20 protein-coding genes and 1 pseudogene are annotated in these 26,688 nt (G+C 42.1%); 9 read left to right on the top strand and 12 right to left on the bottom strand.

Annotated features, from left to right (window positions below; translation table 11 throughout):
• Positions 1-395: 395 nt before the first annotated feature.
• Entirely contained in the window at positions 396-1,727 is a 1,332-nt protein-coding gene (locus ACFFRD_RS16990) for a serpin family protein (RefSeq protein WP_392482446.1), read from the top strand.
• Positions 1,728-1,751: 24 nt separating this feature from the next.
• Here ACFFRD_RS16990 and ACFFRD_RS16995 read toward each other — a convergent pair whose 3' ends face one another.
• On the bottom strand, positions 1,752-2,918 hold the full coding sequence (locus tag ACFFRD_RS16995) for an AI-2E family transporter (protein ID WP_163926875.1): 1,167 nt from the start codon (positions 2,916-2,918) through the stop codon (positions 1,752-1,754).
• A gap of 187 nt (positions 2,919-3,105) precedes the next feature.
• Here ACFFRD_RS16995 and ACFFRD_RS17000 point away from each other — a divergent pair, with 187 nt between their 5' ends.
• A complete protein-coding gene (locus ACFFRD_RS17000) occupies positions 3,106-3,468 on the top strand; it encodes a hypothetical protein (RefSeq protein ID WP_392483091.1) in 363 nt (120 codons plus the stop codon).
• Between the two features lie 286 nt (positions 3,469-3,754).
• The gene (locus ACFFRD_RS17005; RefSeq protein ID WP_392482447.1) at positions 3,755-5,173 is read left to right on the top strand and encodes an LCP family protein; all 1,419 of its coding nucleotides are present in this window, start codon (positions 3,755-3,757) and stop codon (positions 5,171-5,173) included.
• Positions 5,174-5,205: 32 nt separating this feature from the next.
• Here the strand turns inward: ACFFRD_RS17005 and ACFFRD_RS17010 are convergent, their stop codons facing one another.
• The 9 genes from ACFFRD_RS17010 to ACFFRD_RS17050 all read right to left on the bottom strand — a co-directional run bounded on the left by ACFFRD_RS17010 (position 5,206) and on the right by ACFFRD_RS17050 (position 13,873).
• A complete protein-coding gene (locus ACFFRD_RS17010) occupies positions 5,206-6,282 on the bottom strand; it encodes an anthranilate phosphoribosyltransferase family protein (protein WP_392482448.1) in 1,077 nt (358 codons plus the stop codon).
• Between the two features lie 85 nt (positions 6,283-6,367).
• Positions 6,368-7,315: a LysR family transcriptional regulator gene (locus ACFFRD_RS17015; RefSeq protein WP_012408241.1), complete on the bottom strand. Its 948-nt coding sequence runs from the start codon at positions 7,313-7,315 to the stop codon at positions 6,368-6,370.
• Positions 7,316-7,643: 328 nt separating this feature from the next.
• Entirely contained in the window at positions 7,644-8,399 is a 756-nt protein-coding gene (locus tag ACFFRD_RS17020) for a DevA family ABC transporter ATP-binding protein (RefSeq protein ID WP_163926871.1), read from the bottom strand.
• Positions 8,400-8,549: 150 nt separating this feature from the next.
• Complete coding sequence (gene devC, locus ACFFRD_RS17025; protein ID WP_392482449.1) at positions 8,550-9,716, bottom strand: ABC transporter permease DevC; 1,167 nt, start codon at positions 9,714-9,716, stop codon at positions 8,550-8,552.
• 13 nt (positions 9,717-9,729) lie between these two features.
• Positions 9,730-10,065 (bottom strand): DUF2834 domain-containing protein, encoded by a 336-nt coding sequence (locus ACFFRD_RS17030; protein ID WP_392482450.1) that lies wholly within the window; start codon positions 10,063-10,065, stop codon positions 9,730-9,732.
• A gap of 55 nt (positions 10,066-10,120) precedes the next feature.
• Positions 10,121-11,407: an ABC exporter membrane fusion protein gene (locus ACFFRD_RS17035; protein WP_392482451.1), complete on the bottom strand. Its 1,287-nt coding sequence runs from the start codon at positions 11,405-11,407 to the stop codon at positions 10,121-10,123.
• Between the two features lie 22 nt (positions 11,408-11,429).
• On the bottom strand, positions 11,430-12,032 hold the full coding sequence (locus tag ACFFRD_RS17040; RefSeq protein ID WP_163926867.1) for a TetR/AcrR family transcriptional regulator: 603 nt from the start codon (positions 12,030-12,032) through the stop codon (positions 11,430-11,432).
• 114 nt (positions 12,033-12,146) lie between these two features.
• Positions 12,147-13,445 carry a HEAT repeat domain-containing protein gene (locus ACFFRD_RS17045; protein WP_392482452.1) on the bottom strand — a complete coding sequence of 433 codons (1,299 nt, stop codon included), beginning with the start codon at positions 13,443-13,445 and terminating at the stop codon, positions 12,147-12,149.
• Positions 13,446-13,462: 17 nt separating this feature from the next.
• Entirely contained in the window at positions 13,463-13,873 is a 411-nt protein-coding gene (locus ACFFRD_RS17050) for a ubiquinol-cytochrome c reductase iron-sulfur subunit (protein ID WP_392483092.1), read from the bottom strand.
• 485 nt (positions 13,874-14,358) lie between these two features.
• On the opposite strand from ACFFRD_RS17050, the gene ACFFRD_RS17055 reads away from it, so the two are divergent.
• The 6 genes and pseudogenes from ACFFRD_RS17055 to ACFFRD_RS17080 all read left to right on the top strand — a co-directional run bounded on the left by ACFFRD_RS17055 (position 14,359) and on the right by ACFFRD_RS17080 (position 23,830).
• Complete coding sequence (locus ACFFRD_RS17055; RefSeq protein ID WP_392482453.1) at positions 14,359-15,981, top strand: ferredoxin--nitrite reductase; 1,623 nt, start codon at positions 14,359-14,361, stop codon at positions 15,979-15,981.
• A gap of 188 nt (positions 15,982-16,169) precedes the next feature.
• Positions 16,170-17,673 (top strand): annotated as a pseudogene (locus ACFFRD_RS17060) (NarK family nitrate/nitrite MFS transporter).
• Between the two features lie 290 nt (positions 17,674-17,963).
• Positions 17,964-20,249: a molybdopterin oxidoreductase family protein gene (locus ACFFRD_RS17065; protein ID WP_392482454.1), complete on the top strand. Its 2,286-nt coding sequence runs from the start codon at positions 17,964-17,966 to the stop codon at positions 20,247-20,249.
• A 289-nt stretch (positions 20,250-20,538) separates the two neighbouring features.
• Entirely contained in the window at positions 20,539-20,997 is a 459-nt protein-coding gene (locus tag ACFFRD_RS17070) for a phosphate-starvation-inducible PsiE family protein (RefSeq protein WP_194142664.1), read from the top strand.
• Between the two features lie 249 nt (positions 20,998-21,246).
• Positions 21,247-21,699 carry a nitrate reductase associated protein gene (locus tag ACFFRD_RS17075; RefSeq protein ID WP_163926862.1) on the top strand — a complete coding sequence of 151 codons (453 nt, stop codon included), beginning with the start codon at positions 21,247-21,249 and terminating at the stop codon, positions 21,697-21,699.
• 760 nt (positions 21,700-22,459) lie between these two features.
• Entirely contained in the window at positions 22,460-23,830 is a 1,371-nt protein-coding gene (locus tag ACFFRD_RS17080) for a PrsW family glutamic-type intramembrane protease (RefSeq protein ID WP_163926860.1), read from the top strand.
• A 341-nt stretch (positions 23,831-24,171) separates the two neighbouring features.
• Here ACFFRD_RS17080 and ACFFRD_RS17085 read toward each other — a convergent pair whose 3' ends face one another.
• Both ACFFRD_RS17085 and ACFFRD_RS17090 read right to left on the bottom strand, forming a co-directional pair.
• Positions 24,172-24,819 carry a hypothetical protein gene (locus ACFFRD_RS17085; protein ID WP_392482455.1) on the bottom strand — a complete coding sequence of 216 codons (648 nt, stop codon included), beginning with the start codon at positions 24,817-24,819 and terminating at the stop codon, positions 24,172-24,174.
• A 147-nt stretch (positions 24,820-24,966) separates the two neighbouring features.
• A complete protein-coding gene (locus ACFFRD_RS17090; RefSeq protein ID WP_392482456.1) occupies positions 24,967-26,544 on the bottom strand; it encodes a CHAT domain-containing protein in 1,578 nt (525 codons plus the stop codon).
• Between the last annotated feature and the right edge of the window lie 144 nt (positions 26,545-26,688).

Below are 26,688 nucleotides of genomic sequence, written 5' to 3' on the forward strand. Positions count from 1 at the left end.
TCTCAGGACTTGCAAAACAATAGCCGAAAAGAAAAATTTTCTGTTAGGGGTATTTGATGAATTACCTCTAACTCCTGTAGTTTGGCGTAAATCCTATATCATAAAAACCCAATAGAAGTGGTTATTTTATGTTAGGTAGTCTACAATACTGTTATTGATAAATAGAAAAGTTCCTCAAAATTGAGATTTTTCATAATTCGTCTGCATAGCCGCCTCAAGTAAGAATTAGCAGCTTTAATGAGTTGTGTTTTATTCCTCTGAACTATTAACTTGCTGTTACAAAAACTGTAACAGTCTTATTTTCTATTGGATCAAATGCAATAGTTAATCATTGACACAGTGTCTGCGTCAACCATAAGCACAGATCGGGAATCTTTGGCAAGTGAGGTAGCAGAATGAATCGGCAAAAGTTTAGTGATGCAAAAGAAAATTTTCTGCAAAGACGTTATGGTGTGAGTCTGGGCAGACGTTATGCTTTGGCAGCTGCAAGTGTTGTTCTATTCAGTGTATTAGGTTGTTCTCAAGTCGAGAGTAACAAAAGTGCCCTCGCCCAATCTAGTTTACCTCAGCCAGAAACTCCATTGCAAAAAAAAACAGTCAACACTGATACAAGAATAGTTGAGTCTAGCAATAAGTTTGGCTTCAAACTATTTTCAGAAGTTCTGAAAGATAATAAAGGTGAGAATAATATTTTTATCTCACCTTCGAGTGTCGCGATCGCTCTAGCCATGACCTACAACGGCGCTAGCGGCTCGACTCAACAAGCAATGGCAAAAACCCTGGAATTACAGGGAATGAATCTACCAGAAATCAACTCTTCTTACGCGGCGGCATTAAAACAGCTTTTAGAAAATCCAGATGCGAAAGTCCAACTGAGTATTGCTAACTCGCTTTGGGCAAATCAAGATGTTAGCTTTGCACCAGACTTTCTCAAGAGAACCCAGGATTTCTATCAAGCTAAGGTCAGCAATTTAAACTTTAAAGATGCCGCCGCATCTAATATTATAAATAACTGGGTAAAAGAAAATACTAAGGGCAAAATTACTAAAATAGTTGAAAGTATTGAACCCAATCAAGTGTTGTTTCTGATTAATGCCATATATTTTAAAGGTAATTGGAGTAACGAATTTGACAAAAGTCAAACTGCTCAATACCCTTTTTACATTACATCTGGTAAACGAAAGCAACACCCAATGATGTCACAAGAAGGTGACTATAGGTACTATGAAAGCGAACAATTTCAGGCGGTTAGTTTACCTTACGGTAAAGATGGGAAAATCAGTTTTTATATCTTTCTACCCAAACAGAACTCCAATCTCAAAGCCTTTTATCAGAACTTGAATGTTGAAAACTGGGAAAAATGGATGACTCAGTTCAACAAACAAAAAGGGTTTATTCGTCTACCTCGCTTCAAAACAGATTATGAAGTTACACTCAATGATGCCTTGAAAAGTTTAGGTATGGAAGAGGCTTTCAGCAGTAAAGCCAATTTTTCTGGCATGGGTAAAAATTTTGCCATTAGCCAAGTTAAGCATAAAACTTTTGTCGAAGTAAACGAAGAAGGAACCGAAGCGGCTGCGGCTACTTCAGTGGGAATAGTCGCAACATCTTTGAGAGATGAACCAGAACCATTCCGAATGATTGTTGACCGTCCCTTCTTCTGCGCTATTAGGGATAATCAGACGGGAAACGTTTTGTTTATGGGTTCCATCATTGAGCCACAATGAGGAGGCAGAAAACCTCCTGCCTCTTTAAGGTAATGTCGCTTCAGAAATACTCAAAGTATTGTTAGCGTTTGCTTTCGAGGACTCATTTGCTGCAACGGGTGCAGTTACCTCCCCCGTGCCGCTATCATTTGTCTCGCCACCAAGACGCAAGGCACTTAAAGCGGTTTTAATGACAACAGCGGTGGGTACTGCCACAATTACACCCAACAGTCCGCCAATTCTTGCCCCTGTTAAAACTGAAATTAAAATCCAAACTGGATTTAAACCCGTAAAACTGCCTAAAATTCGGGGGGCAATTAAGTTTTCGAGAATTTGCTGTACGATTACTGCTGCTATCAAAACTCTCACACCCATTGAGAAATCTTGCAGTGCTACCAATAGTGTAGTCAGAGCAATGCCCACAGAACCACCAAAGGGGACGAGAGCCATTAGACCAATAGTTAGCCCAAATAGCAGTCCAAATGGTACTTTCAGCCACAAAAAGGTAGGAATGAGGGCTGAGGCCATACAGGTAGATAAAATCAACTGGGTGATGAAGAAATTTTGAAAGCTTAGGCGGACTGTTTGAGAGAAAGGAGCGCGAAATTTAGAGGGTAGCCATTCTACTAAACTTTCCCAGAGTTCACTCCCATGCTGTAAAAGGTAGAAAGTCAAAACCATCGTCAAGAGGATATCTAGCAGACTAGTGACTGTAACTACCGCCAGATTTAAAACTTGCCCAGCGATCGCTTGTAATTGTCCCTTGACGCGATCGTTGATTTGTACTACCAGAGCATCGAGATTAATCGGTAAGCCAAAAGTCTCCGCTTTTTCGTTTAATATCATTAGCTGAGAGCGTCCAGAGTCGATCAACTCTGGCAACCGAGCCACCAGTTGTTGAGCTTGGGTAAGGGCTAACGGCACAAGCGTCACACCCAACGCCAATAAAATCGATAAAGCCAAGAGAAATACTAGGATAGCAACTTGCTCTCGTTTAGCACCATGATGTTCCATCCAACTCACGGGGTAGTTGAGCAGAAATGCTAAAACTGAGGCTCCCACTAAAATGACTATGAGAGAATGGAAATAATTAAAAAATACCGAAAGTGCCCAACCATTTAGAACTAGCAGTGGAACGAATAACGCGATCGCCCCGATTCGCGCTATTGGTGTGAATGTTTGCCACCAGTCGAGTAGCTTGCGTGTCTGCATTTTGAGCTAATTGCGGGATAGAACTAAGTTAAATCTTTCTTTACAGCTTATTATCTCTAACTATATGAGTCTTATTCATCCTTCTAGTTTAGGAGTTATACTAACCCCAATGGAGAATTTTGAATCAAAAGAGAACAGGGAGTGGGGAGCAGGGGAGCAGGTGGAGAATAATAATGCCCAATGCCCCATGCCCAATCCCCAATCCCCAATCCCCAAAACCCAGTTGCTTTTATATTTGATTCCGATTATCGGCTTTTTTCCATCTTTGTGGACTCTCTATGGGGGACAGGCCAGCCGGGAACAACTTGCTGTTAGCCGTCTGTCTATCACTTTGGCACTTACTTGGCTGTTGGGATATTTATTATTAAGTACCGGAGCCACAACTTCAAATTTTTTTTCGCTACGTCTATTTATCCTGAATAGTTTTCTCACGTCGGGTTATTTTATAGTGAGTGTCTGGTTGATGTTGCGCTTAATGCAGGGCAAATCTGGACGTTTACCAGGCTTTAGTACTTTAGCAGAACGAGTGTTTAGTAAGTACTTATCTTAATTTTTTAGGATGAGAATTATTCAGTAGTTTTACCTATTTCCTAAAAAATTATGCTTGATTTCTCTATATATCTAGTCAAATCCAGTTTATTATTGCCATACTTCAGTAAAACATCTCTAGGTTGACCCAAAAGCAGAAAAAATGCTGCTATAAGTGTTGTGGTTGACACTACATTAAAAAAGTTAGCACTGATAATTAAGAGTTAGCTATTATGGGTTGATTTGTTTGGATATTTTTAGTCTGCAAATTTACCAAATTTGATTATTGAGTAAGTGTGAGGAAGTCTGTGACCATTCAAAGAAGTTCGGCGGAAGAAAACCAGTCGGGAAAAGCCTCAAAGTCCAATAAAAAAATTTCTCAGAACTCGAAATCTGGACGTTGGCTGTGGTTTTGGGTAGGGATGAGTGGGATTGCAATGGTGTCAGCAACAGCAGGGGCACTTTTGGCGGTGTCTTTAACCAGTACACCTTTGCAACAAGCCCAGCTAAGTCCACAGGAGGAGGCAGCCTTTGATGGCGATCGCATTTCTGGAGGTGTAATGCGATTTTCAGAATTAACTCGCCCGGTGAATCTCTTAGTTATGGGCATGAGCGTACTTCCTCCAGATGTCCAAAACCCCCCTGAAGACACCAAAAACCTCAAATACCTGCCCCAGGTAAACTCCTTTGATGGTCTTTCTGATGTGATGCTCTTGGTCAAATTTGATCCAGAGACGAAAAAAATAGTTATGCTCTCCATTCCCAGAGATACCCGCACAGAAATAGAGGGGTATGGAGTTAAAAAAATTAATGCTGCTAATGTTGAAGGTGGGCCAGCTTTAACTGCTAGAACCGTCAGTAATCTCTTAGGTGGGGCGGGAATTGATCGCTATGTGCGAATTAACGTTCTGGGAGTTGCCAAGCTGATTGATGCTTTGGGAGGTGTAACAGTCTACGTCCCCAAAGATATGAAGTACCAAGATGATTCTCAGCATTTGTATATCAATTTGAAGGCGGGTAAGCAGCATCTCAATGGTGAACAGACACTGCAATTGCTACGGTTTCGCCATGACGAACTTGGTGATATTGGTCGGATTCAACGCCAGCAAATGGTCATGCGTGCCTTGATGGATCAAACACTCAACCCAGCTACTGTTGCTCAATTACCTAAAGTTTTGGATGTAGTTAAAGACCACATCGATACTAATTTGACGGTTGAAGAGTTAGTGGCGCTAATGGGTTTTGGCGTGCGGACAAATCGCTCTAATATGCAAATGTTAATGCTGCCAGGTCGCTTTAGCGAAAAAAATGAGTTTGATGCTAGCTATTGGTTGCCCAGTAAAAATGGTATTGCTAAACTGATGGCTCAACATTTTGGCTTGGAATCAGAGCAGGAACAGCAGGCGACTAATCCACGTTCTTTACGTGTAGCAATTCAAGATAGTACAGGTGGCGATCGCTCTAATCTCCAACCATTAATTAGAGCCTTAGAAAAATCTGGATATCGCAACATTTATATAGCTAAGGCATGGGGTGAACCTCTAGAGGTAACTCACATCGTCGCCCAGCAAGGAGATGGTGACAGTGCCGAATCAATTCGTGACACTTTGGGATTTGGCGAAGTGCGTGTGGAAAGTACTGGCAACCTTGGCTCGGATATCAGTATTCAAGTAGGTCAGGATTGGTTGCAACAAAAGTCTATTTTGGAGAAGTCCTTGACACCCTAAAGTGGTGAAAGCCATGTTTTTAAATGAACTATTTACACTGGCAGAAATATTTCAGCTGACAATGAATTTATTATCTGGCTGAGTTCTTGGAGTTTAGTTGCTACTGCACCATTGCTTAATAATTCCTCTGCTTTAGCTAAACCCTCTGGCATATCTGAACAAATACCACTCCGCCATAAGTAAAATCCACCATTCCACAAGGCTGTTTGCATTAGTTCGCCTGATTTACCTGCCAAAACCTCCTGCATATCCGCCACCAATTCTTCAGTAGTTCCAAGGGGTACGTTCTTGGTAGTAAAGCCGTAATCACGCGGTACGAGGTGCAATCTTTCTACCTCTTGGGATGCTATGGATGGAGATAAGCTAATAATTGCAGTGCGATCGCGCGGTAAGTCGCAACTACCTTCCAGTCCTTTCACTAATGTAAATTTCGTTATACCCCGCAGCCCTAGAGCTATCTTAAACATCCCTTCTGTCGGCGGATGCACAAATCCAGCAATAACATGAGCATCGCCAACATAAGGACACCAAATTAGCTCCATTGTCGCCAAGGGCGGACGTTTGCCAAGTTGGTCGCGGTATTCCCAAATACTTGTAGTTAATGGAAAATGCTGTGGTAAATAAATAAAGCCGATTCCCGTTTGCTCAAAAACTTGCTGGGTTTTTGCCAGTGGTAGGTTAGTCCAATCGACTCCTAAACCTTGCCAAATATCTATTAAGGGTAAGCCATACTTTGTTGGCAGGCGATCGCCACCGTGCATGATCACTGGTTGTCCAACTGCGGCGAGTAGTAAAGCTGTTACCGGACTAATTGGTGCTGTACGGGTTCTGCCATCATAAGGAATGCCAAGAGCGATCGCTGGTCGGCCAGAGTCGAATGGTTGCAGCTTTGGCCCCAATTCATCATAAGCATCCAACATTCCCGCTAACTCTTCCCCCGTCGGACGTTTGATTCGATGAGCAATCAAAAACGCTCCAATTTGGGCTGGTGTCGCTTCACCCAGCAGCATCATTTTAGTAGCGCTAGCTGCTTCAGCGCGAGTTAAATTCTCCCCTGTGTGGTTTCCGCTACCTACTTTTTTCAGTAATTCCCTAAATACATTGCTCATTTATCCTTTGTCCTTTGTCTACTGTCATTTGTCCATTGTCCTTTCTGAAAATGACTAATGACCAATGACTAATAACTAATGACACTCAAGAAGCCGATCGCTGCTGGTCAATTTGTAATGGGATATTTTCCCGCACGAGTTGCCAAAAGTACTTAATGGGGGGAATTTGTAGTCGATCTTGAGTTGTCACCATAACTACCCGCCGAGTCAAACTTGAACCATCTGTTAAACCACTAATATTATTGTTCTCTAAGGAACGAACCGCTAAAGTAGGGTCAAGACGTGCTTCCAGTAATGCTGATTGAGGTAGCAAAGCGATTAATTCTCCTTGGCGCACCACTCCCCGAAAGGCATCTAGGGTATTTACCTCTAAAGCTGCCTGGAGTGTAGCTTCCATTCGCTCAAATCTATCTTGTATTAAGCGCTGCATCCCATAACCATCTTTAAAAACCACTTGGGGATAAAGAATTAGCTCCGACCAAGGGACACATTCATATTGTGCCAGGGGATGATTAGCTGCGGTGAGAACTTCTATCGGTTCATCATAAAGTACTTCTACCACCATTTCTCTAGCAGTGGTTAAAAAGCGATTATTCATCACAATTGCTAAATCTACCAATCCATCTTTGAGGACTTTCAGGGCGCGATCGCTTCCTAATGAAGTCACCCGCAATTGCACATCTGGATAAGCATGACAAAATTTTTGCAACACTGGTGGTAAGTAAGATCCACATAATGAGTGAATCACGGCAATGCAAAGTTCTGGTTGCTTTCCGGCGATTAAATCAGCTAATTCTTGTGTAGCTGTCTCCCATTCTTGGCAAATTTTACGGACACGGGGTAGTAAACATTCACCTCCTAGCGTTAATTTGGCGTGAGTAGTTCTATGAAAAAGTTCTACACCCAAATCTGCTTCTAATGCCTGGATTTGGCGACTAATCGTCGATTGGGTAACACCAGATGTTCGCGCTGCTTGTTGAAAGCTGCCGGTTTGTGCGATCGCTAGAAAGGCTTGCAACTGCTCTAGGCGCATTTTTATGTAGCCTGAATTACATTTATCTGTTTCATTAAGTTAACGGCTTTTTAACCAAAATTTAGTATAGTTTGTTACAGTAATTTTTCTCTGCTTTACATTTGGGTAAATCAGCTTTTACTGCCTTTTTCGTCAATTATCCGCTTTCCACGGATTTTTTTGATAAATATCGCCAAAAAAGAATTGACTATTTCTATTCTGTCTGCTAAAGCGCAGTGTTATACCATTTCACGAAAAATTTGATGGAGATGTAAACCCTGAAAGCCTTGCTGCATCTAAGTTTTTTGATTGCGAATTGCGTTAGCCCATTGCGAATTGTGAATTGGTATTAGGCTGCTGGCGTTGCGGTAGAATCTGCGTCATAGTCCTTCAGTTGCCCATCTTCCATATAAATGATGCGATCGGCAATATCGAGGATGCGGTTGTCGTGGGTAACTAGCAAAATCGTGCAGCCTTGTTCTTTGGCTAGCTTCTGCATTATTTCTACAACATCGCGCCCAGATTTTTTGTCGAGTGCAGCAGTAGGTTCATCTGCTAAGACAATCTTAGGGTGGCTAACTAAAGCACGAGCGATTGCTACCCGTTGCTTTTGCCCTCCAGATAGTTTCTCTGGGTAGTAATCGACACGATCTGCTAAACCGACAGTTTCCAAAATGGCGATCGCTTTGGCGTTGATATCCTGATTGAGAAAATCATTATGCAACTCTAAAGACATTCGGACATTTTCTCTAGCTGTCAAAAAAGTCATCAGGTTATGAGCCTGGAAAATATAACCAATTTTGCGGCGCAGCTTAGTTAACTGCTGCTTTTTGGCATCACAAATTTCCTCTCCTAAGATTTTGAGACTACCTTCTTGAGCAGAACGTAATCCACCCATTAAGGTTAACAAGGTAGTTTTCCCCGATCCAGAGGGGCCAGTCATAATGACAATTTCCCCTGCATTAATCTCCAAATTAATATCAAATAATACTTGTTTACGAAGCCCACCTTCACCAAAATAGTGGTTGAGGTTACTAACAGAAATTACAGATTCTAAAGTAGAAAGTGTTGAGTTGGAATTTTCTGGTAAAGATTTTTGCAACATAGGATTTTATAAAGCATTGGGTAGAAAAAATAATTCTTGTAGAGACGCGATTCATCGCGTCTTCTTCTATAGAGACATAATTCATCGTGCCTTATTCTATAGAGACATAATTCATCGTGCCTTATTCTATAGAGACATAATTCATCGCGTCTAAAAAACATCAGCAGGATCAGCAGATCGTAACTTCCGTATTGCGATCGCACCAGAAACACTACACATAATCACGGTCAAAATCCAAACCTGGATCGCCCGTTCCATTTTCATGAAAATAGGAAGCATTGTCGCTGCATAAGTGACTTGATACAACCCAAAAGAAAGAATGAATCCAGGCAGAAAACCTAAGATAGCCAATAACAATGCTTCTTGAATTAGAACTCCCAAAAGATAGTTATCGGTGTATCCCATTGCTTTGAGGGTGGCGTATTCTGGCAAGTGATCAGAAACATCAGAGTAAAGGATTTGATAGACAATCACGATGCCAACGATAAACCCGACTGCTGTACCCAAACCGAAAATAAAACCAATGCCAGTACCGGCTTCCCAGTAAGTTCTCTCCACCTTGGCAAACTCTTCTGGAGTCAAAACTCTGACATCTTTAGGTAGTCCATTGACAAGTTGCGATCGCACTTTTTCTGGATCTGCATTTGGTTTAAGCGTGATTAACCCAACTTCGATGCGATCGGGTTTACGTTCTGGAAATAACTGGAGAAAAGTCGAATCACTGGTGATCACATTACCATCGGCAGCAAAAGAAGCACCATCAGTAAACAAGCCTTTAACAAAGACGGCTTTACTATTCAGTTCCGTGTCAAATTTGCCTGTTTTCTTCCAAATATCAGCAACTGCACCGTATTCTGGGCGACCTGCCTGGTCAAAGATAACTTGATACAACTGTTTAAGTTGATCCTGATTTTGTTTGATTTCAGGTGATTTGAATGGTGATTGTGTTGGATCAACACCCCAAACCAAAATGGCACGCTCAAGACGTGTTTCAGGATTTCGCCACTGTCCAGTGCTGATGTAGACAGAATTAACTGACTGAACACCTTCATAACCTAATGTTTGATATAGTCGCTCTCTGGAGAAATTTTTTACAGAAAATAAAGTTTGAAATTGGGGATTAATTAAAACTAAATCTGCTTGTAAATTGCGATGAGGTTTCACCGCAGCATCAAAAAGCGCACTTTCAAATCCTAACTGGATAAACATCAGTATATCGGCAAAGGCAATACCTGCGACTGCAACAGCCAGACGGTTTTTTTCTTTCATTAACTGCCGCCATGCTAGCGGCGTTTTGCGAAATAGTTTAGAAAACATATTCAAAAAAACCTTAATAATCAAATGTTTCAGCTTGCTGCTTAAGCTGGCGCTCTCGCATGAAAAGAAATAAGGGAAGACCTAAAGACACACCAACCAAAAGGTTACAAGCAATATAAACCCAGAGATTTTGCATTTTTAGACGTGTCCCTTCCCAAAATACAAATGTCCACAAGACTAGCGATGAAACAATAACATCCATGCCAAAAAAACCAGAAATTTTGTTCGCAAAAAGTTGTTCAAAAAACAGCCTTATATCAAGACCATGCTCTAAGATGAATGGAACAAATTGGGAGTAAGGTAGAACGAAGCCAAGTACACAAAGCAAAAGGTATATGACTTTAATCATGATTTAATTCACCCTCTAAAAAATGCTGAAATACACGAGATAGCGAATAACAACTCTATATTTCAATTGCTGTCTGTACCTGTAAATTAGTGAAACCTGCAACTCGCTTGCTGTTTTCAGGACTGAGGCGAATTTTCACCTCAACTACTCGGCTATCAAGGTTTTCCCCTGGCTGGTTGCTGAAAACGTTTTGTCTATTTACCTGCAAGCCAATTTGGGCAACGGTTCCTCGCAGTTCACCGACAAACGCCTGACTGCTAATCACTGCCTGTTGTCCTAGTTTCACTTTACCGATGTCGGTTTGATAAACTTCTGCCACTGCCATCATCTGGTTTGTTTGCGCTAAGTCTGCAATGCCAGAAGTACTAATTTTTTCTCCGACTCGCGTATGAATTTTGATGATCTGTCCCGCCATTGGTGCTTTGATGTAAGCACCCGCCAATTCAGTTTGGGCATGTTTGAGTGTAGCGATCGCATTTTCAACTTCTGTCTTAGCTGCGGCTACATCTACAGGGCGAACTTCTGCAATACTGGTAAGCGTGGCTTTGGCTTCACTAACTTGCTTACTACCAGTGGCGTTAGTACGGGCGAGTGCTGCTTTGGCTTCAGATAATTGTTTGCTAGCAGTAGTATTAATCCGGTTGAGAACTGCTTTGGCTTCGTCTACTTGTTGTTTAGCAGTTTCTACAGTCAAGCCTTTGCTGTCATACAAAGAGTTAGAAATTGCTCCTTGAGAATATAGCTGCTGATAACGTTGATATTCGGCTTCGGCATTTTTCAGTTCTGCCTCTAGCTTCTTAATGGTTGCTTCTTGCGCGATTCTGTCGCCTTCCCACTGTGCCTCTATGCGGAATATCGCTTCCTGCTGCGCTGTTTTGTCTCCTTGGGATTGAGCCTGAAGTCGTTCAACACTGGCTTGCTGGGCGTTAATTTCTCCTACTTTTGCTCCAGCTTGCACTTGAGCGAGTTTAGCTTGAGCAACTCTAACTTGTTGTTGGGCTTGTAATACAGCAGTTTGTAAACGATCGCGGGCATCTAAAATTGCTACCAACTGTCCGGCTTGAACGCGATCGCCTTCTTTGACTAAAATTTTGGCAATGCGATCGCCATCCAATGCCAAGGGCGCAAACAAGCTAATTACCTCAGCTTCGGGTTCGAGTCGTCCTAATGCAGCCACTTTTTGAATTTTGGGCATGGTTTCTACTGGCTCAGATTTCTCTGTTTGACCAACTAACCCAGACCGAGAAATTCCATAAACAACAATTCCACCTGTAATCAAAGTAGCTACAATTACTAATGCAATTAACCCTTTATTATTAGAAGATTTTTTTGACAAAACCATCTCTTTTACTCTCCTAAAAAATCTAACTCTCAAAATCTGTTTTATTTCTAACTCCTAACTCTTGCGGCAAATATGCCGTGAGCATTTTGCCTAACAATGTACATTGTTCAATAAAATCAATTGTTTCATCACCCCATAACTTCTCCAAAATTAAACCGTTGACAAAGCTCAAGACAAAGGAAGCCAATACCGGATCTTGAATACCTAAAAAATCGCAGGCTGCCTGCTGATAACGCTGGTTAGTCCGCTTAAAAACACTATTACTCAACATTTCTTTAGAGTCTTGATGTTGACAAAAATCAATCCAAATATAAGTCCATTTAATGAAGTAATCTTCGTTTTTCACTAGATACCTGCCTAGTGCTTCCATTGCCGCTTGTAAGGTTTGCGCTCCTTCTAATTCAGCCAACGCTGCACTTAAATCTTGCTCACATATTTCTTGGGCCAATTGCTCAAATAAAGCTTGTTTGCTAGGAAAATAGTGGTACAACGTACCAGTAGAAACCCTTAATCCTTCAGCGATTTGGCGCATAGTAATGGAACCATAGCCTTTTTGGGCAAATAAATCAAAGCACTTGTCAAGCAGTTCTTTACGGTATTGCTCATGGTCAACAATCTTAGGCATGACTCATTTTTTTATATCGAACGCTCGTTATATTTTATAATACTATACTTTTGCAGTTTAGCTACAGAGGTTCTCGCTTGAGTGAAATACAAAATATCGAAAGATTGAGGGAAATTACCACTCAGCTAAAGCGATCGCTATTCCTTGTTGCAAATCTGGTGTGAGTGCAGCATTATTGGCTAACTGCTGCAATTTTTGATGTGCAACTTCCCCATCCAAATTTTTGAGTGCTGCGATCGCGTGTAGTCTCACTGATACATTAGAATCAGCTAACAGTGAAATCAATGGTTCAATTGCTTGTATTTCGCCTAACTGTCCTAAAGATAAAGCGATCGCACTTTTTACATTAGCAATCTCTGTAGCTGGATGCTGCAATCGCAGTATTTGCAATAATATTTCTGCCGCTTGTGTCGTTTGCGGCTTTTGCACTCGCCCCAAAACGGTGACAATTTCTTGCCAAAGTGTCTCTGAAGTGATTTGATTAAATGCTGTTTGCAAATATTCCAAACTAGATGGTGTCCCCACCCAACTTAAAGCGCGGATGGTTTCTAATTGCAGCTTTGTTGGTGTCTGAGGTGAAATCAACAAATTAAATAAATGTTTTGCAGCGTCATTACAACCCATCCGAGAAAGGGAAACTGCGGCTGCACAACAAACATCAAGATTAAAGTCGTAAAGCTTGGGTTGCAGTCTCGTCACTAAATCTAATGCTTCGCGCAAGTCGGGGCGAAAACCTAAACCAAGCACTGCTGCACGCCTAACTGTAGCAGCAATATCATCCAAAGCGTTTAACAAAATTGGTGGTATACGTTCGTCGTGAAAACTGCTGAGGGCTTCAATTGCAGCAGTGCGGATTGTGGCTTGTGAATCTTGCACTACACTCAATAGCGGTGTGATGGTTTCTGTTTGGGGAATACAGGAAAGCGATCGCACTGCTAAAAGTCGTGTATCTTCCTCTAATAGAAGTTCAGATAAAGCAGCGATCGCAACATTACCCATTTGCCCTAGTGCTGTGGCTGCGATCGCTTTGAGTTCTTCATCCTCATCAGTTTTCAACAATTCAACCAAGGGTGCGATCGCTTCTGGCTGCTGAAACTCGCCCAAAGTCCGCGCTGCATACCAGCGTAATTCTTCCTCTGCGTCTTCATCTTCTAAGATGTCAATCAGTGGTGGGATAGCAATATTTCCCAAGTGAGTCAAAACTTTGGTGATTTCCCAGCGTTGTTGAAAATCTCCCATCTCTAACATTGAAATTGCTAATGTCAGCAGATATTTTCGATTTTTAACTACCTCTGGATGTTGTGAGTCTGACCCTAAAATTAATTGTTGTAAATATTTAATCAGTGATGACCAATCAGCTGCATTATATGCTGTCTGGGCTTGCACCAAAAGCTGGTTGATATTACTCACCATACTCTGAATTATATTGTTTAAGTTGGTTTGACTACAACTGAATTACCTTCTATTTTGGCGGCGTAAGTTTTAAGCGTTTCTGTAGCCGGGCCTTTTAGCACCTTACCATCAACCCCAAATTCTGAACCATGACAGGGACAAGCAAATTTTTTTGCCTCAGCTTTCCATGCTACGGTGCAACCTGCGTGAGTACAGGTAGGGTTAACGGCTGTCATTGCGGCTTTAGATGTTCCGACTACCAACACAGGCCCAGCCGGTGAGTTTTTAGCCATTAATTGACCAGTTTTATCTAATTCTGCCAAAGTGCCTACTGTTTGCCAATCTCCAGTTGCGGAATTTGTTTGAGAAGAACAAGCTGCGATCGCTACTGGTAGAGAACTCACTATTAAACCCAAACCTACCCAATTAATAAAATCACGACGTTTCATAGTTGCTGAAATAATATCTAAGTTTTCGCTAACATCTGCCACCTAGATTTTGGATTAATCTATGGCAATCCAAAATCCCTTCAGTCATCTCAAACCCTCTTCATCAAGGGGTTTGTGTGGCTCATTGGCTGACTGTGATGCAAAAAATGCATATTACGTATCCTTTTTCAGCAATTTTACTAAAAAATCGTAACAATTTATACGATTTTAACAGAAATATCGTCTTAAGTTATGAGTATCGAAATTGTTACATGAACATTATCTAAACCTGCTTGACAATTTCCAAGATGTAAATGGCGACAAGTTTTCCTTAACTAACCACGGATTTGAAGTTTCACGTTGGAATACTTTTGAGTAACAATAATCAGCCGTAATCAAATATTAAGTCTTTATTCCCTAACCCTCGTAGATACACCACTTGATGGAACTACGGGTTGATTGATATTGGGCAATTAGCAGCACAAATTCTCACGAGAGTCAGCCTCATGACAGACACAACAACTACGACTACCAGCCTCAATAAATTCGAGAAATTCAAGGCGCAAAAAGATGGACTCGCCATCAGGGATGAGATAGAGAAATTTGCCGCCTTGGGCTGGGAAGCAATGGACGAAACAGATCGCGATCATCGGCTCAAGTGGGTGGGCGTATTTTTCCGCCCTGTTACCCCAGGTAAGTTTATGATGCGGTTACGGATGCCTAATGGTATTCTCACCAGCAGTCAGATGAGTGTTTTAGCCCAAGTGGTGCAGCGTTACGGAGATGATGGGTGCGCCGATATTACCACCAGACAGAATATCCAATTACGGGGAATCAGAATTGAAGATTTACCAGATATCTTTAATAGGTTTCACGCAGTTGGTTTAACCACTATCCAATCAGGGATGGATAACATCCGCAATATTACAGGCGATCCGGTGGCGGGTTTAGATGCAGATGAGTTGTACGACACACGAGAGTTGATACAGCAAATTCAAGATATGCTTACCAACAAAGGTGAAGGAAACCCAGAGTTTAGCAACTTACCACGGAAATTTAACATTGCGATCGCAGGTGGAAGAGACAATTCAGTTCACGCTGAAATTAATGATTTAGCTTTTGTTCCAGCATTTCAAGAAGCAGGGGAGCAGGGGAGCAGGGGAGCAGGGGAGCAAAATTTCCCCTCTGCCCATTCACACCAGAAAATTTTCGGGTTTAACGTTTTAGTCGGTGGCTTTTTCTCAGCTAAACGTTGTGAGGCGGCGATTCCTCTAAATGCTTGGGTGGCTCCAGAAGATGTGGTAGCTGTATGTAGAGCAGTTTTGGAAGTCTTTCGTGATCATGGCCCGCGTGCTAATCGGCAAAAATCCCGCTTGATGTGGCTAATTGATGAATGGGGTGTAGATAAATTTCGAGCAGAAGTAGAAAGCCGTTTGGGTAAATCATTATTACCCGCAGCCGCAAAAGATGAGATCGACTGGGAAAAACGCGACCACATCGGAGTATATAAACAAAAACAACCGGGGCTAAATTACGCAGGTTTAAATATTCCCGTCGGGCGACTGTATGCCGAAGATATGTTTGAGATTGCTCGTCTAGCGGAAGTTTTTGGCAGTGGTGAAATCCGCTTTACCGTTGAGCAGAACATCGTTATCCCCAACATTTCTGACTCACGGTTAGCAACATTTTTAACAGAACCGTTGCTAGAAAGGTTTTCTATTGATCCAGGTTTGTTGACGCGATCGCTAGTATCCTGCACAGGCGCACAATTTTGCAACTTTGCCCTCATCGAAACCAAAAACCGCGCCCTGGAAATGATTAAAGCCTTAGAAGAAGAGTTAATCTTTACCAATCCAGTCCGAATTCACTGGACAGGTTGCCCTAACTCTTGCGGCCAGCCCCAAGTTGCAGACATCGGCTTGATGGGAACTAAAACTCGTAAAAATGGCAAAACCCTCGAAGGTGTTGACATATATATGGGCGGTAAAGTTGGCAAAGATGCCCATTTGGGAACTTGCGTTATCAAAGGCATACCCTGCGAAGACTTACAGCCATTATTGCAAGATTTACTAATCAAAAACTTCGGGGCGAAACTCAAGCAAGAAGCCTTACTAGTTAGTAACTGCTAGTACTTATCGGGAGTATTCGGCATTGGGCAAAATTCATACTTCAACCTTAAAGGTGCAACTTCCGAGATAAAAGGTGCAACTTCCGAGATAAAAGGCTCAACCTCCGAGATAAAAGGCTCAACCTCAGAGATAAAAGGCTCATCTTCCCCTACCTCTTCTCAGTAATTTATTCAATTAGAAAGATTGGAATGCTTAAAAACTTATTTTCATTTAGCGATCGCTACCGCATCTTACATCAGACTTGGTTTGCTTTCTTTCTCACCTTTGTTTGTTGGTTTAACTTTGCCCCCTTCGCTACAACCATTGGCAAAGAACTACATTTAGCACCAGAGCAAATCAAAACTTTGGGTATCTGTAACCTTGCTCTCACAATACCTGCACGGCTAATTATTGGGATGCTTCTGGATCGTTTTTGGCCCCAGAATCACCTACTCAATCTTGCTGATGTTTGCGGCTGTTCCTTGTTTAGCAACGGCACTAGCGCAAGATTTTAATCAACTAGTTATCAGTCGTTTGCTGATGGGAATTGTCGGCTCTGGGTTTGTTGTCGGTATTCGCATGGTAGGGGAATGGTTCCAGCCGAAGGAGATGGGAATTGCTCAAGGCATTTATGGCGGTTGGGGTAATTTTGGGGCTTTTGGTGCAGAGTTTGCCTTACCGATACTTGCAGTTTCTACTAGCTTTTTCGCTGGTGGTGCTTCTAACTGGCGATTTGCGATCGCACTTACAGGGATCATTACAGCTATCTACGGCGTAATTTATTACAACAACGTCCAAGATACACCCACTGGTAAAGTCTACAAGAAACCTAAGAAAAATGGTTCTTTAGAAGTGACTAGTGTTAAAAGCTTCTGGGCGATGATTGTCTCGAATTTTGGTTTGATTTTCGCTTTAGGTTTATTAGCTTGGCGCTTAGAACAAAAGAACATTCACTTCCTAACTTTGAGCCAAATGTATTTGGCTTGGTTACTATTAGCAGGATTGTTTGCTTACCAAAGTTATAAAGCTTGGCAAGTAAACCGAGAACTTCTCACTGGCAAGAAAACTTACCCTGCATCTGAACGCTTCCAATTTGGTCAGGTAGCTTTACTCGAATTTACTTACATAACTAACTTTGGCAGCGAATTAGCAGTTGTTTCTATGCTCCCAGCATTCTTTGAAAAAACTTTTGCTCTAGAGCATGTTGTCGCTGGGATGATTGCTGCTACCTATCCCTTTTTGAATTTGGTTTCTCGTCCTAGTGGTGGCTTAATTTCTGATAAATTTAGCTCCCGCAAATGGACAATGACAATTATTAGTGCTGGCATCGGTGTTAGTTATTTGATTGCACATTTTATTAATGGTAACTGGCCAATTCCGCTAGCGATCGCAGTTACAATGTTTGCCGCTTACTTTGCTCAAGCTGGCTGCGGTGCAACTTACAGTATCGTACCCTTAATTAAAAAGGAAGCCACTGGACAAATTGCCGGTAATGTGGGAGCTTACGGTAATTTTGGCGGCGTAGTTTACCTAACAATTTTTAGCCTAACCGACGCTCCCACACTATTTACCACAATGGGTATAGCTGCACTAATCTGTGCTTTTATGTGTGCTTTCTTCCTCAAAGAACCAAAAGGTTCCTTTGCCGCAGCTTATGAAGGTGAATTACCAGAAACTGCCACTCAAAACCCTACCTTTATAGCGGAAAAATAGACTTCTGCATTGGACATTGTAAGAGAGATTTTCATTTTTTCTTGTGAGTGCAACTCATGAAATTTCTTGACTACCCGCTTCAAGGTGACTCGTAAAATAAGATTGTTTTTTCTCAGCGCTCTCTGCGCCTCTGTGGTTAAATAAATTACTTTTGAACCGCAGAGACGCAGAGGACACAGAGTAAAGTGCTTAAAGAATAATTTCTACACTATTCTTTACTCCCTAACATTTCTCAAACAGTCGCTAAATCTGAGGTTGCACAATCAAAATAACAAAATGGTACAACTGCCATGAGTGAATTTACCAAAACTCTTTGTCCTTACTGTGGTGTTGGTTGTGGACTAGAAGTTTCACCCCCAGCCCAACTTGGCAAAGCAACTAATCGAGATAGTGAAGGAAATCCGACTTGGCGGGTGCGCGGCGATAAAGCCCATCCATCTAGCCAAGGAATGGTTTGTGTCAAAGGCGCAACGATCGCAGAATCTTTAGATAAAAATAGATTACATTACCCAATGGTGCGAGACTCTTTAGATCAAGAGTTTCGGCGCGTTAGTTGGGATGAAGCTTTTAATCTCATCACGCAGCGCATTCAAACAGTCCGCTTCACCCAAGGGACAGAAGCCTTATGTATGTATGGTTCCGGTCAGTTTCAAACCGAGGACTACTACATAGCCCAGAAGCTTATGAAAGGCTGTCTGGGTACTAATAATTTTGATGCCAACTCCCGTTTATGTATGTCTAGTGCTGTGGCCGGCTACATTCAAAGCTTTGGCGCAGATGGCCCGCCATGTTGCTACGAAGACCTAGAGTTAACTGACTGTGCATTTTTAATTGGCACTAATACAGCCGAATGTCATCCCATTGTTTTTAACCGACTGGAGAAATATCACAAAAAAAACCGCAAAGTCAAAATGATCGTGGTTGATCCCCGACGCACGCCAACCGCAGAAGCCGCCGACTTACATTTAGCCATTCGTCCCGGTACAGATATCGATTTGTTAAACGGCATCGCCCACTTATTGATGCGCTGGAACTACATCGATACCATGTTCATGGACGACTGTACCAGTAACTTTCCCGCTTATGCGGAGGTAATTCGCCACTATCCGCCAGAAGTCGTGGCCCGTCAATGTGGAATTAGTATTGAAGATTTAGAAACAGCAGCACGCTACTGGGGTGAATCTCAACGAGTACTGTCTTTGTGGTCAATGGGTGTGAATCAATCGTCAGAAGGGACGGCCAAGGTAAGAACTATCATCAACCTGCATCTGATGACTGGACAAATCGGCAAACCTGGGGCTGGCCCTTTTTCCCTTACCGGACAACCAAACGCGATGGGAGGAAGGGAAGCCGGAGGTTTGGCGCATTTATTACCAGGTTATCGGGTAGTGAAAAATCCCCAGCACCGGGCAGAAGTTGAGGAGTTTTGGGGACTCAAACCAGGACAGATTTCGCCTAATCCTGGTTTGACTGCTTGGGATATGATTACTGGCTTGGAAAATGATGCTGTCGGGTTATTGTGGATTGCAGCTACTAATCCAGCTGTAAGTATGCCAGATTTGGAGCGAACTAAGAAGGCGTTGTTGCGATCGCCTTTTACTATTTACCAAGATGCTTATTATCCCACAGAAACCTCTGCCTACGCTCACGTTTTGCTACCAGCAGCCCAGTGGGGTGAAAAAACTGGTGTGATGACAAACTCCGAACGGGTGGTAACTTTGTGTCAAGCATTCCGCCAACCGCCAAGAGAAGCTAAGGCAGATTGGGAAATTTTCGCTGAAGTTGGACGGAGATTAGGTTTTGAAAAAGAGTTCGCCTTTACTAACTCGGCTGAGGTTTATGCTGAATTCGTCCAATTAACTCAAAATCGCCCCTGCGATATGACAGGTATCAGTCATGAACAATTGACACAAGGCCCGACTCAATGGCCTTACCCAGCCAAGAAAGCAGAGTCAGTATTTATCGATACTGAAACAGGACTCTTAAGTTTTCAGCCAGAAGAAGAAGAAACTTTCTCTGACAAAGAAGCTGGGAAGAAGCGTAAGTACCATACACTCAGAACAGGAAAACGGCTCTACACTGATTTACGCTTTCATACCCCTGATGGACGCGCTCAATTTGGGGCATATTACTCAAAAGGATTGGCAGAACCACCAGACCCAGATTATCCTTTTGTGCTAACTAATGGGAGACTTTACGGACATTGGCACACCCAGACACGCACCGGTCGCATTGAAAAAATTTGCAAAATGCACCCCGAACCGTTTATCGAAATTCATCCCCGTGATGCGGCGAAGTTAGGTATTGTAGATAACCAATCTGTACAAGTGCGATCGCGTCGGGGTAAAGCTCAATTTCCTGCTAAAGTGACAAAAGCGATCGCACCGGGTACAGTTTTTGTCCCTATGCACTGGGGTTCACTCTGGGCTGATAATGCCGAAGCTAACGCCCTCACCCATCCAGAATCTTGCCCAGATTCGCTGCAACCAGAATTAAAAGCCTGTGCTGTGCAGCTAATTCCAATTTCTGTAGAAGTTACAGTCAAAGATTATCAATTCCAATCATCACAGTGGTAAGCTGCAAAGTGTATTTATCAAGAGGTAATTAACAATCAATCACTAATAGGTAATTTAGTCAATAATAAATAACTAATAGTGATTATAAATTTTTATGGCTCTCTACTCTTGACTCATAGCAATTACTATATATAAAAAGGCTAAATTTCTAGTAAACAGATATTTTACTAGCGTCGAGTTAAGCTATGGGAAAGAATAAAAATCAGATAGTAAACTTACAAATCATCTTTTTTTAATCCTCTAGATTCATCTATGGGATTTTCTTTTATTTAAAAATCAGGTGCAGCAAATGAAAAAGTTAATGAGGCGAATTCTCGGAGCTACCACAGATGAGAACTTCATGCACATCATTGAAAACATTGAGGTGCTAGTTTCTAAAGTTCTATCTATTTTTATGGTAGTTGTAATTTTGGTTGCGATCGGAGACTTAGCAGTTTTTATTCTTAAAGAGTTATTTACAGCTCCCTATGCAAAGTTTAACACAACCTTGTATAAAATATTTGGGTTATTTTTGAATATTTTAATCGCTTTAGAAATCTTAGAAAATATCACAGCTTATTTGCGAAAGCACGTCTTTCAAGTTGAATTAGTTATTGTCACATCTTTAATTGCTGTTGCCAGAAAAATTATCATTCTTGATTTAGAAAAAGTTTCAGGTATTGATATAATTGGTTTAGGAATTGCTATTCTCGCCCTCTCAATTAGTTACTTGATAATTCGGCTCAGTAATGACAGAAATACTCGTTAACAATAGAGCTTGATTAAGATATTTTCGGCTATAATATCTAGGGAGATATAGTTTGGTCTGAATCCACCTAAAAATATAGAGTATACGAGATAATTAAGAACAACCAAAACTCCATTTTGGATAAATTATTAGTGTGCGATCGCTATTTATGTATTGTTTTTAATTACTAATTGGTGTAAATGAAATCTAAAAAATTATCCATACTTTAAAATCGTTAATTTTAAATAATCGAATTTTGAATACTTGACTATGACAGATTTTTTTCAATTTGAAGCAGACTTTGTTGATTCCCTGCGTTGTATCCCCATGCAGGTGCGCTGCAATTTAGATACTTGTGGCATTAAGCTAAAATTGTCTGATTGGAATCAAATGACTACAGCCGAACGTCAAGCTTTAGTCGATTTACCTTGCACAACAGAAACGGAAATTCAGTCTTACCGCGAACATATCGAACAATTAATTCTAGAACGCACGGGTATACCAGCTACAAAATTACCCATTGAGCCACATCCTGCATGGCTAGACTCTAGTACCGTACCACCTAGCCTCCAGGAAAAAGCTCAAGAAATAGGTGTAAACCTGACACCGCAACATTGGGCAGCTTTAACGCCCTTACAGCGTTTTGCCTTAATTAAACTCAGCCGCCCAGGACATGAAAGCAAAAATTTTAAGAGAGCGATCGCAGAATTTAATCTGCTTTAATTACAGAATAAAAGTGTTCAGTGCATTACACTTTGTTAACTTGCCATCATCAAATGATACATTATCGCAGAGTTAGTGGTGTAATGTGTCAAAAATTTGTGCGTCTGCTCACGCCTAATGGACTCAACTCTAAATTAATATTTATTTTATAAACAACACAGTTTCTTTACCTAGTCCCTGCTTCAAATAGACTGTGGCAAAAACAGCTGACCTTTAAGGTGGCACTCCTACGGATGCTTGAGTACTTGCTACCGCCAGTTACTCATGGGGAAACTCCCTTCTTTGCAAGACGCTTTGCGAACGCAAAGCGTTCCGTAAAGCCTGCGGCATAGCTCCGCTTAGGGCGCAGCCTCTAGTAGAGAAGGAAAAGCGCTAGCCGTCTCCCTTTGGAAGAAGACCATACTAGCTCGCAACAGACCACCAGAAATTATATATTTTCTAAATGAAACTAAATGCAGTAAAAACTACTGTTTTTTGATAAATTGCTTTGGATGAAATTTACCGCTAGGATGTCAAAAGCAGACAAATCATATAGTCTGATTCATCCCCATGACAAGCTTATTTAGGACAAACTCTCAGTACATGGAATACTTATTAACATTAGGTGAAACAATTTGAAATTTCCCTTCTAGAATTTTAAATTTCTTAGCAGTAAGTGAAGCTATAGTGGATTTAGCAATGCTGCTGTTAATGTGGCTAAGGTTAGTCCTGCTGCCAAATTATATGAAGAAGAATTAGTTTAGAAACGCACACTAACTCGATGACAGGCAAAAACGCAAGACATAATGCATTTCTGCGGCTAGTGTCTGGTAATGGGGCAGCTTCTGGATCAGAATCTCGCTACTCGCTGCCCCCCAGCAAAGAGATGGTAATTGGACGCGACCCCAGCTGCCAAGTTGTCTTGGATGCCATGATGTACCGGATGGTATCTCGTCGTCATGCGGTGGTTCGTCCCCTCTCTTTATCGCCAGATAGCAAATTCAGCTGGGTGCTTTGTGATTTAAATAGTGCTAATGGCACTTATTTGAATGGACAACGCTTGTATGAATGTCAGGAATTGCACCCAGGCGATCGCATTTCTCTAGGTGCTGATGGCCCGCAATACGTTTTTGAGTACGAATTTACTTACCAAGCTCCGGCCACAACAGTTAACCAAGTTACACCATTACCTTCGGCAACAAATTACCACGGCCACACGCAATTAAAGCAGCCAGATTCTGTTAGCTTCACTCAGCTTTTCCCCATTATTTCCACTGGTAAAGATTTAACTCGGAAAGCTTACCTCGTACCGGGAATACTGACCGTAATCTTTGTAGTGTTAATGTTTGCTACAGTCGGTCAGCCTCAAGCTAATCAAATTATCGTTGCAACTTATATCGCCTTCGCTGCCTACTATTTTGTTTACCAACTTTGCGGTAAACAAAAGCCTTGGTGGGTGCTAATGGCTGCGGCATTGAGTACAACGTTGATTTTACTCAGTCCACTATTGGATGTATTTATTTTCGTGTTTCGCGGTATTCTTCCGGGAAACTTGCCCTCACCCCAAGAATCTACCACCTTCACAGAGTTACTGGTACGGATGTTTTTTGGTGCTGGGTTGATGGAGGAATTACTCAAGGCATTACCTGTATTAGGGGCATTTGCCATCGGTAGAATGTTATCTTCACCTTGGCGGGAAAAGATTGGCGTTTGGGAACCCCTAGATGGTATTCTCCTGGGAACAGCTTCTGCTGTGGGTTTCACTCTATTAGAAACTCTTGGACAATATGTGCCCGATATTGCACAACAGGTAGGCATAGGCGCTGCTGGTCAACTAGCGGGTTTACAACTGCTAATTCCGAGAATTTTAGGCTCTGTAGCAGGACACATGGCTTATAGTGGCTACCTGGGCTATTTTATCGGGTTGGCTGTTCTCAAGCCCAGTAGAAGTTGGCAAATTCTTTCTATTGGTTATCTTAGTGCTGCTGCGCTCCATGCCCTGTGGAATGCGACAGGATCTATTAATGCCTTACTGTTGGTAGTTGTTGGGGTGTTATCTTACGCCTTTTTGATGGCGGCAATTCTCAAGGCACGGGCGCTATCACCTACGCGATCGCAAAATTTCGCTACCCGATTTCTAGGCCCAAAATAAGAGATGAAGAAGCTGGAATCAGGGAGCAGAGGAGCAAGGGAATAATTTGAATATTTATATCTTTGGATAGATGGCCTAGTTAGAAAATAAGCGTACTGTAATTTTACACTGGGGTAACTATGCCTAAAAAATAAAAATCATTTAACTTCTTGCAAAAGTCTTGATTTTCGACTCTTTTTTGCGCCTCTGCATAATGTAAATCAACATCTTTGCAAGAGATGACTCTAAACGTATAGCGATTACAAAGCGTGGGCTATGCGAACACAGCGCATGATGAAAATTTTGGCTTTCTCTACTTTTTCTATTGCCCGTTACCGATCAACTGTCACTGATTCCCGATTTTATAGTTCAGGCTGAGACTGGTTGAGTTGAGTAAAAGCATAAGAAGCGATCGCTAAAGTGACCTTTGCTTTCTCTACTTCTGATAAAGCTGTCCACTCGCTATTGTTAAGATTACTTATGGCAGATGCCGCGTTTTTCGATTCGCTACTTCGCATAGCGTAAGCAAAAGGGCGAGCTAAAACTAAAAGATCCTCAGTTCCCCAAGTTGGTAACACTGTCTGAACGCACTCAACTAGTTGTTCACCAATTGATTGCTGGGCAGCAAAAATCTCAGCAGCTTTCTGGGCGATGGTATTGAGCAATGTTTGGGGGACACAGGCGGCAAAAGTAGTACGTAGTCTTTCTTGAAGATTCAGCACTAGTGCCTGTTGGGGATTGTCATTATAGCTTGACGTAAGGGAGACATTAGACCAAAGTGTATCCAGATTGCTATAAAAATCTTGCGATCGCGTTGTCAGTTCTTCCTCAAGTAAATCTTGCATTCCGAACTGTTGTTCTAATTCATGAAAATAAGCTTCAGATTCTTCATCAGCCGGATTCCAGGGATAGGTAGCATCGTCTGGTTCTAGTAGCGCTTCTAATAAATCTAAATCTACTTGAGATGGCAAAGAAGAGAAGGTGTCTGAGCCATTAATTTTTTTAGCCATTTTTTATTTTCTCCCGATTATTTGGTGGTATTGACAACTACAATTCCTTACAAGAGATTTCCGCAAAAACAGATGATTTTTTCTCTGGAAAAAATAGATTTTAAAAGCTGATGTTAAACATGAAAATCTATTTCTGCAATAGCTATACTAGGAGTCTTCAATAATAAACTCCCAGGTTTCGCCTCTAGCACTTCCAAACTTTAACTGCATTCCCGATTTCAGGGGTACTTCCTCTCGGAGGATTTGTTGCCATCCATTAGGGCCTAAAAACCAGGTTGTACCGTATGTGGAAAAATCTTGCAAATAATAAGTTCGCACCAATGTAGCATCGGTAAGAGTATTACGGCAGAAGATTTCGGCGTGGCGTTTGGATACAGATGGTTCGGCGATGATAATATCATTATCTTTCGTCCGGCCAATGCGGGTGACTCCATAACGCAACAACCAGGTTTTACCTTTTGGAGTGAGCGATCGCAACGAAGCAGTCGGAAGCGGTGAACCGATATCAGGAATGGCTGTGTCTGGTAGTTCGGTAATCCCTTCATCTAGATTCTTAATGAGTTCACCATTAAAATCCGGATGCAGGTAGAGAACAGGCAAAGTCCAAGCTGGTTGATTAAATTTATACAGTGTTAATAACTCTTGCCTAGCCAGTGATACGGCTTCATCTATGGGTTTGTGCGATCGCAAAGCTTCGGTAAACGCTTGAATAAAACTGTGGCTTTCGTGATCGGCGATTTCATCGCGCATCCCCAAAACAGCAGGCACTCCATGACGAATCAGTACTTCGGCTAAACTACTTGCAGGTATGGCTTGATGATTAATAGCAGCTGGTTGTGCGCCCCAACAGGCGTTGAAAAGTGCTAGTTTCACACCAGTACGGGTCAATACTTGCGCCAATTCTATCCCATTCAGGGGCATATCTGGTCGCAAAAACAGTAATCCTCCGTCTGCTCCTGGCAAACCATGTCCAGCGTAAAAGAAAACGTTGTATGCTTTGGTTTCTAATTCTTGAATCAACTCTTGTGGAGTTGGTTGTATAAGTTTATTTACTATACAAGGTGCATATCTTTGAGAATTACCACCCACAGGTGTATCTACAAGACTTTGCTGTAAAATAGCCGCTTCTTGTTCTAGTTGCAGCTTTTCATCATGACCTAAAACCAGCAAAATACTTAAAGCTTGGTCAGTTCGCAAATACGGTAATGGGTCAACTTCACTACTGGTACGACTAAATAGCAAATCTTGGGAGAGAGACATTGCCGATTGACCAGGCTCACGCTGCATAATTTCCCAAGGGAGAGCGATGAGATCCGGGTCACGAATTTCTAGCCGAAAGCGCAAACGTGTATGCTGACCCATAGCAATCCCACGACTGCGTTCTAGACTACCGAGAATTTGCCCGTCAAATACCCAGCGCCATAAATGCATTCCCAAGTATTGCATCAGACGACTGCTGTAAGGCCCAGTGGTTTGACCAGAAGAGGGCGAAATCCAATCTATGGAGAATTGCGACTTTTGAGATGTTGAGTTTGGGGAAATATCTAGCCGACTATGGCCAGCAAACATCTGCTGCCATTCTTGCCAAACTTGATTGAGTTCAACAGGCCATACACAGTCACGTAAAACGTAGCCACTGGGATAGGGAGCCTTGACCACCCAAATGGCGAAGTTGTCAGTGCCAGTGTTTAAGAGACGGGCGATCGCCAAATTCAGGGATGGCATGGATTCATAAAACTCAAAGCTAAAAACAATGGAAGGAGGCAGGAGGTAGGATAGCGCCTGCGGCAAGCGAGTCCACGAACATCAGGTAGTTTTTCTCCAGGAAGAACTGCCCTCTGCGGCTCGACTGAGCGATCGCCGAACGTC

Origin of the sequence: Nostoc sp. C110, from assembly GCF_043099725.1 — a bacterium.
GTDB classification, from domain to species: domain Bacteria; phylum Cyanobacteriota; class Cyanobacteriia; order Cyanobacteriales; family Nostocaceae; genus Nostoc; species Nostoc muscorum_A.

Bases quoted from the DNA above. Each gene is read 5' to 3' on its own strand.
- ACFFRD_RS16990 (WP_392482446.1), top strand. From the start codon at position 396: ATGAATCGGCAAAAGTTTAGTGATGCAAAAGAAAATTTTCTGCAAAGA.
- ACFFRD_RS16995 (WP_163926875.1), bottom strand. From the start codon at position 2,918: ATGCAGACACGCAAGCTACTCGACTGGTGGCAAACATTCACACCAATA.
- ACFFRD_RS17000 (WP_392483091.1), top strand. From the start codon at position 3,106: ATGCCCAATCCCCAATCCCCAATCCCCAAAACCCAGTTGCTTTTATAT.
- ACFFRD_RS17010 (WP_392482448.1), bottom strand. From the start codon at position 6,282: ATGAGCAATGTATTTAGGGAATTACTGAAAAAAGTAGGTAGCGGAAAC.
- ACFFRD_RS17015 (WP_012408241.1), bottom strand. From the start codon at position 7,315: ATGCGCCTAGAGCAGTTGCAAGCCTTTCTAGCGATCGCACAAACCGGC.
- ACFFRD_RS17020 (WP_163926871.1), bottom strand. From the start codon at position 8,399: ATGTTGCAAAAATCTTTACCAGAAAATTCCAACTCAACACTTTCTACT.
- devC (WP_392482449.1), bottom strand. From the start codon at position 9,716: ATGTTTTCTAAACTATTTCGCAAAACGCCGCTAGCATGGCGGCAGTTA.
- ACFFRD_RS17030 (WP_392482450.1), bottom strand. From the start codon at position 10,065: ATGATTAAAGTCATATACCTTTTGCTTTGTGTACTTGGCTTCGTTCTA.
- ACFFRD_RS17035 (WP_392482451.1), bottom strand. From the start codon at position 11,407: ATGGTTTTGTCAAAAAAATCTTCTAATAATAAAGGGTTAATTGCATTA.
- ACFFRD_RS17040 (WP_163926867.1), bottom strand. From the start codon at position 12,032: ATGCCTAAGATTGTTGACCATGAGCAATACCGTAAAGAACTGCTTGAC.
- ACFFRD_RS17045 (WP_392482452.1), bottom strand. From the start codon at position 13,445: ATGGTGAGTAATATCAACCAGCTTTTGGTGCAAGCCCAGACAGCATAT.
- ACFFRD_RS17050 (WP_392483092.1), bottom strand. From the start codon at position 13,873: ATGAAACGTCGTGATTTTATTAATTGGGTAGGTTTGGGTTTAATAGTG.
- ACFFRD_RS17055 (WP_392482453.1), top strand. From the start codon at position 14,359: ATGACAGACACAACAACTACGACTACCAGCCTCAATAAATTCGAGAAA.
- ACFFRD_RS17065 (WP_392482454.1), top strand. From the start codon at position 17,964: ATGAGTGAATTTACCAAAACTCTTTGTCCTTACTGTGGTGTTGGTTGT.
- ACFFRD_RS17070 (WP_194142664.1), top strand. From the start codon at position 20,539: ATGAAAAAGTTAATGAGGCGAATTCTCGGAGCTACCACAGATGAGAAC.
- ACFFRD_RS17075 (WP_163926862.1), top strand. From the start codon at position 21,247: ATGACAGATTTTTTTCAATTTGAAGCAGACTTTGTTGATTCCCTGCGT.
- ACFFRD_RS17080 (WP_163926860.1), top strand. From the start codon at position 22,460: ATGACAGGCAAAAACGCAAGACATAATGCATTTCTGCGGCTAGTGTCT.
- ACFFRD_RS17085 (WP_392482455.1), bottom strand. From the start codon at position 24,819: ATGGCTAAAAAAATTAATGGCTCAGACACCTTCTCTTCTTTGCCATCT.
- ACFFRD_RS17090 (WP_392482456.1), bottom strand. From the start codon at position 26,544: ATGCCATCCCTGAATTTGGCGATCGCCCGTCTCTTAAACACTGGCACT.